At 54.8% G+C, this 7,457-nt stretch carries 10 protein-coding genes; all 10 read left to right on the plus strand.

All coding sequences use genetic code 11. The features are described 5' to 3' along the window. Positions 1-63: 63 nt before the first annotated feature. The 10 genes from ACOCD2_RS08925 (at position 64) to ACOCD2_RS08970 (ending at position 7,279) form a co-directional block, all read left to right on the plus strand. Positions 64-1,887, plus strand: coding sequence for a single-stranded-DNA-specific exonuclease RecJ (locus tag ACOCD2_RS08925; RefSeq protein ID WP_293652506.1), 1,824 nt, complete (start codon positions 64-66; stop codon positions 1,885-1,887). Positions 1,888-1,977: 90 nt separating this feature from the next. Continuing rightward, positions 1,978-2,163, plus strand: a complete 186-nt coding sequence (locus ACOCD2_RS08930) for a carbon storage regulator (RefSeq protein ID WP_293647254.1) — start codon at positions 1,978-1,980, stop codon at positions 2,161-2,163. Between the two features lie 28 nt (positions 2,164-2,191). Beyond that, on the plus strand, positions 2,192-2,455 hold the full coding sequence (locus ACOCD2_RS08935) for a hypothetical protein (RefSeq protein WP_293885309.1): 264 nt from the start codon (positions 2,192-2,194) through the stop codon (positions 2,453-2,455). A 248-nt stretch (positions 2,456-2,703) separates the two neighbouring features. Beyond that, the gene (dsbG, locus tag ACOCD2_RS08940) at positions 2,704-3,432 is read left to right on the plus strand and encodes a thiol:disulfide interchange protein DsbG (protein ID WP_419603935.1); all 729 of its coding nucleotides are present in this window, start codon (positions 2,704-2,706) and stop codon (positions 3,430-3,432) included. Between the two features lie 52 nt (positions 3,433-3,484). Further along, positions 3,485-3,940, plus strand: a complete 456-nt coding sequence (locus ACOCD2_RS08945) for a lytic transglycosylase domain-containing protein (protein ID WP_293647248.1) — start codon at positions 3,485-3,487, stop codon at positions 3,938-3,940. Then, complete coding sequence (locus tag ACOCD2_RS08950; protein WP_293672710.1) at positions 3,937-5,181, plus strand: GspE/PulE family protein; 1,245 nt, start codon at positions 3,937-3,939, stop codon at positions 5,179-5,181. The genes ACOCD2_RS08945 and ACOCD2_RS08950 overlap by 4 nt, the downstream gene beginning before the upstream one ends. Then, positions 5,178-5,870: a thioredoxin domain-containing protein gene (locus tag ACOCD2_RS08955; RefSeq protein WP_295392690.1), complete on the plus strand. Its 693-nt coding sequence runs from the start codon at positions 5,178-5,180 to the stop codon at positions 5,868-5,870. The genes ACOCD2_RS08950 and ACOCD2_RS08955 overlap by 4 nt, the downstream gene beginning before the upstream one ends. Continuing rightward, positions 5,860-6,852: a DsbA family protein gene (locus tag ACOCD2_RS08960; RefSeq protein WP_295436434.1), complete on the plus strand. Its 993-nt coding sequence runs from the start codon at positions 5,860-5,862 to the stop codon at positions 6,850-6,852. Before ACOCD2_RS08955 ends, ACOCD2_RS08960 begins: the two co-directional genes overlap by 11 nt. A gap of 66 nt (positions 6,853-6,918) precedes the next feature. Next, positions 6,919-7,128, plus strand: coding sequence for a hypothetical protein (locus ACOCD2_RS08965; RefSeq protein WP_293674886.1), 210 nt, complete (start codon positions 6,919-6,921; stop codon positions 7,126-7,128). Beyond that, positions 7,112-7,279: a hypothetical protein gene (locus ACOCD2_RS08970; protein WP_293647238.1), complete on the plus strand. Its 168-nt coding sequence runs from the start codon at positions 7,112-7,114 to the stop codon at positions 7,277-7,279. Before ACOCD2_RS08965 ends, ACOCD2_RS08970 begins: the two co-directional genes overlap by 17 nt. Positions 7,280-7,457: the final 178 nt, after the last annotated feature.

Here is a 7,457-nt window from a genome sequence, read left to right on the forward strand (position 1 = left end):
ACCAAAAAAAATGCTATAAGGTAAGTAAAGAATCATTTGAAGGCAAAGGTAATGGAAATGGAAATGGAAAACAAAAAACTCATTGATTCGCCAACAGACACCACGTTACGGGTCGACCGTGGGAAGTGGTCAACCGTGGTGCGAGAGCGGCACGTCGACACCCATCTTGTAAAGCGGCTGAAGGATGAAAAGGGATTGTCAGAAACGGCGGCCCGGGTCGTAGCGGGCCGGGGTGTGGCGCCGGAGGATTTATGGCCATCACTGGCAGACCTGGATCCGCCTGCCTTGTTGCCGGATATTGCCAAAGCTGCACAACTGATTGCGCATGCCGTGGTAAATGAGATTCCAATCGTTTCAGCGTCCGATAGTGACAGCGATGGCAATTCGGCCCAAGCCATTATTTATGAAGCGCTGACCAAGCATTTCGATGTCCCCCAGGGCAATGTGTTGGCAATCGCCGGGCATAAACTGAAGAGCGGTTATGGACTGACACAAAAGCTGGTGAACGACATTCTGGCCTGGCGGGAAAACGAGCCAAAGCTGATTATTACTTCTGATATGGGGTCCAGCGACGAACCCAGGATCAGGCAATTGAAAGAAAAAGGTCACCGCGTAGTAGTGACCGATCATCACGAATTTCCTGTCGTAGATGGTCGTCCCAGTATTCCTGAGTCGGCCGATGCGGTGGTCAGCCCTGCGCGACCGGATTCTGAATATCCGGATCGAAAAATTGCCGGTTGCTATGTGGCATTCCTGGTAATGACACAGGTACGTCAGGAACTGATCAATATGGGCTTTTTGCCGGCAGAGGCCCCCAAATTGACCAACCTGATAGGACTGGCGGCCCTTGGAACCGTAGTGGACTGCGTATCTATGTCCCGCAGCAAGAATAACCGGGCACTGGTCCGGGCGGGCCTGAAACAGGTGCGGGAAGGTATCCGCCCCTGCTGGCGCGTCGCCAACCGAATGGTGCGGGGAGGATACGTCACCTCGGAGGACTTTGCCTTTCTTCTGGGGCCGGCCGTCAATGCTTACTCCCGGGTCGGAGATCCGCTCGGTGGTGCCAATTTCTTCCTCGCGCCTGATGAAAGTATCGCAGACTTTTGGTGGACGGCCCTGGAAACTGCCAACGAGAAACGAAAGAAAATTGAGCGGGCCATGACAGAAAAGGCTCTGAAGCAAGCGGAACAGCAGGTCGATCAGGGGCGCCGGGGGGTGGTGGTCTTTCTTGAAGATGGCCATGCGGGTATTCATGGTATCAATGCCGCCCGGATTACAGAACGGTTTGGCCGGCCCTGTGGTTTTTTCTCGCCCCAATATGAATCTGACGAAATGCTGACGGGGAGTTTCCGCACGGTGGAAGGGTTCCATGTCAAACAGGGATTTGACGCCATCAGCAAAGACAACCCGGACATCCTGCCTCCTGGCAGTTATGGCGGTCATGCAGGCGCAGGCGGCGCCAGGATTAAAAAGCAGCACCTGGAAACATTTCGGCAACTCTTCGATCACGAAGTGGCACGCCAGGTGGGTGAACGACAGTTATATCCGACCATAGAAACAGATGGCTGGCTGGAACCGGAAAAAGTCGATACCTGCCTGGTAGCAGAACTGGAGAGCCTGGAGCCCTATGGCCGGGAATTCCCCGAAGCACGATTCATGTCGGTATTTCGGGTGGCGCGTGTACGGACAATAGGCAAAGAAGGGGGGCATGTAAAGCTGGTGCTGAAAAGCGGCAAAAGGCAATACCAGGCGGTATGGTTCTTCGTGGATGACAAGTGCAGGCCAAAATATGGTGTTACCTATACGGTGGTGTATGCCCCAAAATGGAATCACTGGAAAGGGGAGAAAAGGCTGCAGCTGATGGTAGTGGGTATGTTGCCGAATTGAACGAAAACGGTCGATTTAATGCTTTAGAAAATGATTTTTTGAGCTGGCGAAACAGTAGAATCCAAGAAAACTTAATGGAGTCTATTGGAAATGCTGTTAACAAAGCGAAGCGTGAACGATCAAGTGAAAGTCGGCGATGACATCCGTATCGTTGTCGTCAGCATCAGAGGAAACAAAGTTGAGCTTGGCGTGAAAGCGCCGCGAGGCATGCGGATCGATTGCTCGGCATCCTCCAAGCACGATGCCGAGGGGCAGGAACTGCTGACAGCACCGTAGTCGTATGCAGAATACGGCGCTTTTTGGAGTGGAATTGTTTGTCATAGGGGGCGTTGGCTTCTATTTCTGGCGAAAATCCCTGCTGTCCATCCTCATGAAGGTCAAAGATAAAAATCCACGAAAATTCAGCGAGTGGGCCGATGTAAAAAGCGGCTCACCCAGCGCTGTGGGCATGTTGGGCTTGATCGGCAGCGAATCGGGGTGGGCGGTTGCCGTCCTGTTGGTGGTATTCTTGATAGGCGTTCAGAGCCTCATCGTGTTCGGCATCGTGTTCTTGGTGGCCGCGTCCTAAATGGAGTGAGAGGCACTCCTCCATCGTGGGGTGTATCGCGCTTTTCGTTCAGAACAACGGCAAAGCGTGTAAAAAAGTCGCTTTAGAAATGAAACCGGGCAACTTCCTTATGTCAAACTGCCTCCCGAACTACCGATAGCCGGGAGGCCTCAATGCATATCATTCCATATCCCCCTGCCGTAAAACGAGCAAAAGGGCGGGGTGTTGCCAGCCTTCTGGCCGGGATTATCTGTTTTCACGCCACATCCTTGCTGGCAGCGCCTCTGACGGCCGTTCAGGCCAATGAATTTCTGAACCGGGCCATGGGAAAGTCTGTCTCTGTAAAGGAGACATTTGCTGCCCCCATGGGGTTGACGGGCGTGGTGGTCAATACGAGTCAGGTGAAGAACATCGTGATGTACGTCGATGAGGCGATGCAGCATTTTATCGTGGGCATGATATTCGACGCTGAAGGAAGAAATCTCACTGCCCAGTACGTGACGAAAAACATGCCTGACAGTGCGCTCGATGCCGTGGTGAGCCAACTCGAGGCAATGCAGTACATCGAGGAAGGTCACCCGAATGCGCCGTTGGTGTATGTGTTCGCAGACCCGAACTGTCCTTATTGCGCGAAACTGCATGAAATGGTCGACCGCGACCTGCGGGACGGAAAACTTCGGATTCGCTGGATTCTCACTTCTTCCCTTGGGCATGATGGTAAGGCTGAGGCCGTGTACTCGCTGAACAAACGAATGTCAGGACAAGGTGCAGAGATGCTGCGGCAGTATTACAAAGGAACCGGCGAGAAATCACCGGAATATGATGAATACGGCGCCAAGGCGGTAGCCGAGGCCAACCGATACTTCAATGACATGGGACTCAAAGGCACGCCATTTCTGATGTACCGCACGCGCTCCGGGAGCGTTGGGACACACATGGGCCTGCCAGATGAAAACACCTACCGTCAAATCGTGTCGGTCCTGCCGGATGGCAAATAAAGGGTAGGCGATGCCTGGGGGGTGGCTCAGTTCGGCGATACAGGGGACGGTGTTGGCGCTGCTGACCCATTCTGCCGTAGCCGCTGACGACAACCCACTGGTGGTGCCAGGCGCCAACAGCGGCTACAGCCTTGCCGAATGCATCCAATCGGCAGCGACGTTTTACGGCGTCTCGGACCTGTTGATTTATGTGGTCGCAATGCAGGAAAGCGGGATGGACCCGTATGCACTGAACAGCAACAGCGAAGATATTGGAATCATGCAGATCAACTCCCGTTGGCTTCCGACGCTCAAGCAAAAGGCTGGCATCACGCGAAATGATTTGTTTGATCCCTGCGTCAACATTCACGTCGGGGCCTGGGTACTGCGGGGGAACATGAATCGGTATGGCCCGACATGGCGGGCGGTAGGGGCCTACAACGCCTCTGCCCGACGGCCGGACCTCCGGGAGCGGTATGCCAGAAAAATCAGAAAAGCCTTGTCAAAGATAGTGGGAACAGATACGTGAGTGATAAAAAGCAATTCCGGGAACCTCCCTGTTTCATTTCGACGGCGCGGCACGATGCGCACACCGTGGACCTGCTCAACAATCTATTCAAAGACTCGGCCCGCGGTGGTTATTCAGACATTCATATCGAAGACACCGACGAAGGCGCGGTCATTCGTCGGCGCCATAACGGGATCATGAGCGAGTATTCACGTATATCCCGGGCGCAGAGCCGGGATATTCAGGACAAAATCCGCAAAAAAAGCAGTATTCCTCCATCAGAGCTGCAAGCGCCCAGAGATGGACGGATGTTTTTGGAGGTCGATGGACGGGTTGTCGATATCCGGGTAAACATCTACCCGATACGCACAGGCCATTCCATTGTGTGCCGCCTGCTTGATCAGAACAATGCGTCCCGGCAACTCGAGGAGGTCGAGATGACGCCGGACGTCCGCCGGGAAATCGAAAAAATAATGTTCGGCCCGGAAGGCATGCTGCTGGTATCCGGGCCAACGGGTTCCGGCAAGACATCCACCTTGTATGCGGCACTCAACAAACTCAATACGCCGGAGCGGAAAATCATCACGGTCGAGGATCCGGTGGAATACCGCCTGGAAGGATTGGTTCAGGGGCAGGTAACCGTGGAAATGACGTTTGCCAAAGCCTTGCGCGCGATGATGCGCCAGGACCCCGATGTGGCGCTGGTGGGGGAAATCCGGGATTCGGAAACGGCCCGAACGGCGACTGAAATGGCGCTAACAGGCCATGTGGTGTTATCCACGATTCACGCCAACAATGCCGCTGCGACCATCACGCGCATGCTGGATCTGGGGGTTGAGCCTTTCAACCTGGGCACCGCGCTCAAAGGCGTGTTGGCACAGCGCCTGTCCCAGCGCCTGTGTGAATGCACGATGCCCCGTCCACCGAATGAGTTCGAGCGGACCTGGATGGAACATTATGACATCAAGGACCGGCATTCTCCGGTATATGAGCCCAATGGCTGTGGGAACTGCAAGAACGGACTGGCTGGACGAATCCCTGTAGTGGAAATGCTGGTGGTCGACAGTGACATCGCCAAAATGGTCAACATGGCCCGGCCAGCATCGGAGATCGAGGAAGCCTGCCAGAACCAGAAACAGTTCGAAACGCTGGCACAGGCGGCGATGCGGCTGTGCCGTGAAGGGAAAGTGCCGATTGCAGAGGTAATACGGATTGGTGGGACGGACCGAATCATCCAACGAAAAGATGAGAAAGCCGCATGAGATGGGCGCTATCATTGCTTCTGAGCATGACCCTCGCGCTGAATATGGCGGTTGCTGCGAAACTTCCCAATGTGGAGGCACCTTATCTCAAAACGGACCCGTATGCGCCAGAGGACCTGAACCGGGTACTGTACTTTTTCAGTTACACCTGTCCGTTCTGTGCGCAATACGATTCCCAGTTCTATGTCTGGGGAAACAGCTTCCCGCCAAATCTGATACTTGAAGCCGTCCCCGTGGTAGAAGACAAATCCAGCATCATTTACGGCCGGGCCTTTTATGCGGCGAAATTGACGGAACCGCGGAAAATCGCGATATTCAACAGCTATGTCTATTATTTGATTCAGTCAGCGGGTAAAGATCCAAACAGTTATCTCACCTATGAAGAGGCAGCGAGGGAAAGCGGCCTGAGGGTAACCGAATTCAAACAGCACTGGGAAGACCCCAAAAACATGGAAGCCATCATGGAAGCGCATCAACGGTATCTGCATTACCGCCCGCGGGTCACCCCGACCCTGGTAATCAAGGGGCAGTTCATTACGGACCCCGACCGGGTGACCGGCGACTACGGATTGCTGTTCAAGCTGGCCACCGGCCTGCTTGCCAGAATTCACGAAGGCACCGCGGACCGGGACTGGTTTGGGGAAGTGATGAAGGAACTGGAAGCGGAGTCTCGCACCGATGCTCAATAGATTATCCGCACTGCTGTTCGTGACGCTGATCGGCGTCAGTGTCGGTGCCGAGAACGCGCCTGCTCCCAAAAACGCATCGTCCGGTCAGGAATGGGAAGCGTTTGGGAAGAAGTGGCGGGAATACCGCAAAAAATCGCATCAGCAGTACCTGGAACGGATGTCGAAAGAGGGTGGCAAAGCGATAAAAAATGCCGATGTATCGCCAGACATTCACGAGGACAAACCCTACCAGCCGCCGCAGAAGGTTCGGGCCACCCTGGGCCTGTGGCGGCTGTTGGGCATTAAGATACTGGAAGTCTTTCCCGGCCCTGGCGGTACTACGGGAATACGTGCAAAACTGCCGCCTGGCCGGGCGCTGACATTCTACATGAACCCCGACGGCGGAGAATTCACCATTGCCGGCGAGATCCGGGCCATGCCGGCGGCGGGACAATCCACGTCGCGTGTACCCGGCATCAAGGGAGGCAACCGGGTCAATGTGACACTGGAAACCCTGGAATTCCTGCCGTCGATTCGTCAGGGCGCGGTGGACGACCCGGATGTGCCGGTGCTGTGGGTTATCGTGGATTTTGGCTGTCTGCACTGCTTCCGCTTCTTTGATGTCGTGCAGGAAGTGCTCAGGGAAGAACCATTCGAGGTTCGCTGGGTGCCGGTGGCCTTCGGCGGCCCGGTATCACAGACCGCAGCGGCCTGGGCCTGGGGCGGGGAAACCACGCCGGAGGACCTTCGCGAATTATTCAAGATGACACTGTTCAAGCAGGGCAGAAAGGATGTTGAGCTTCTGACACAGGACAGAAAACGCCTGATTACAGGCACCTTCACCATGGAGAAGGTCATGAGCATCGTCAAGCGAATGGATGTTCATGCGACGCCGTATCTGTTTCGCGTAAAAAATGGGTACATTGAAGCCTTGGAAGGCGGCTTGGAAACAAGATTGCTCAAAATGTGGGTCAGTGCCCCGGAACGAACCCAACAGGAATAAACATGGGCTATTTGCCGGCCACACCTGCGCCGGGGCAATCAACGGTTCTGCACCAGCGACTGGTTGATGAGCCTGGAATGGGAGTTTCTGGTGGGCCTCATGGATACCCTCTCGACAGCCTTGCATGTCGACCGGCACGACCCCCAGTACCGGACGCAGATCAATAAGCTTTATCAGCGTATCGGGTATCTGTTGGCGGCGGAAAAGGGCAAGAAAATCAGAGGAAACAAGCTGAAAATCGGCATGGACAGCAAGCGGTTTGCCCGCACCACTTGAAAAAGTGGTGGAATTCGTCGGACAGGAAGTGGCCCGGCGCAAAGGCTGGATCCTAGTGGAAGGGAAAATGCGTCTGCTTGGTGACAAAACACCCCAAATCGTGATTACCCCGAAGGGTGCCGAAGAATGCCCGGAGCTGCTGGAAACGTGAACCGGGCATCGAAACAATTTCGCTTGCATGATGAATAATTTGTTGCTACTCTTATGACAAGGGGAAAAACTGCGTACCCCTTACAATCAAAGTCGCAGCACACCATCCGCCCGTCCGGGCATGGCATCCCCCTCCGGGGAAAAGCGGTTCACCCCGTTCTTATACCAGCGGCACGTCC

This window comes from Thiolapillus sp. (assembly GCF_048562965.1).
Lineage (GTDB): Bacteria > Pseudomonadota > Gammaproteobacteria > Chromatiales > Chromatiaceae > Thiolapillus > Thiolapillus brandeum_A.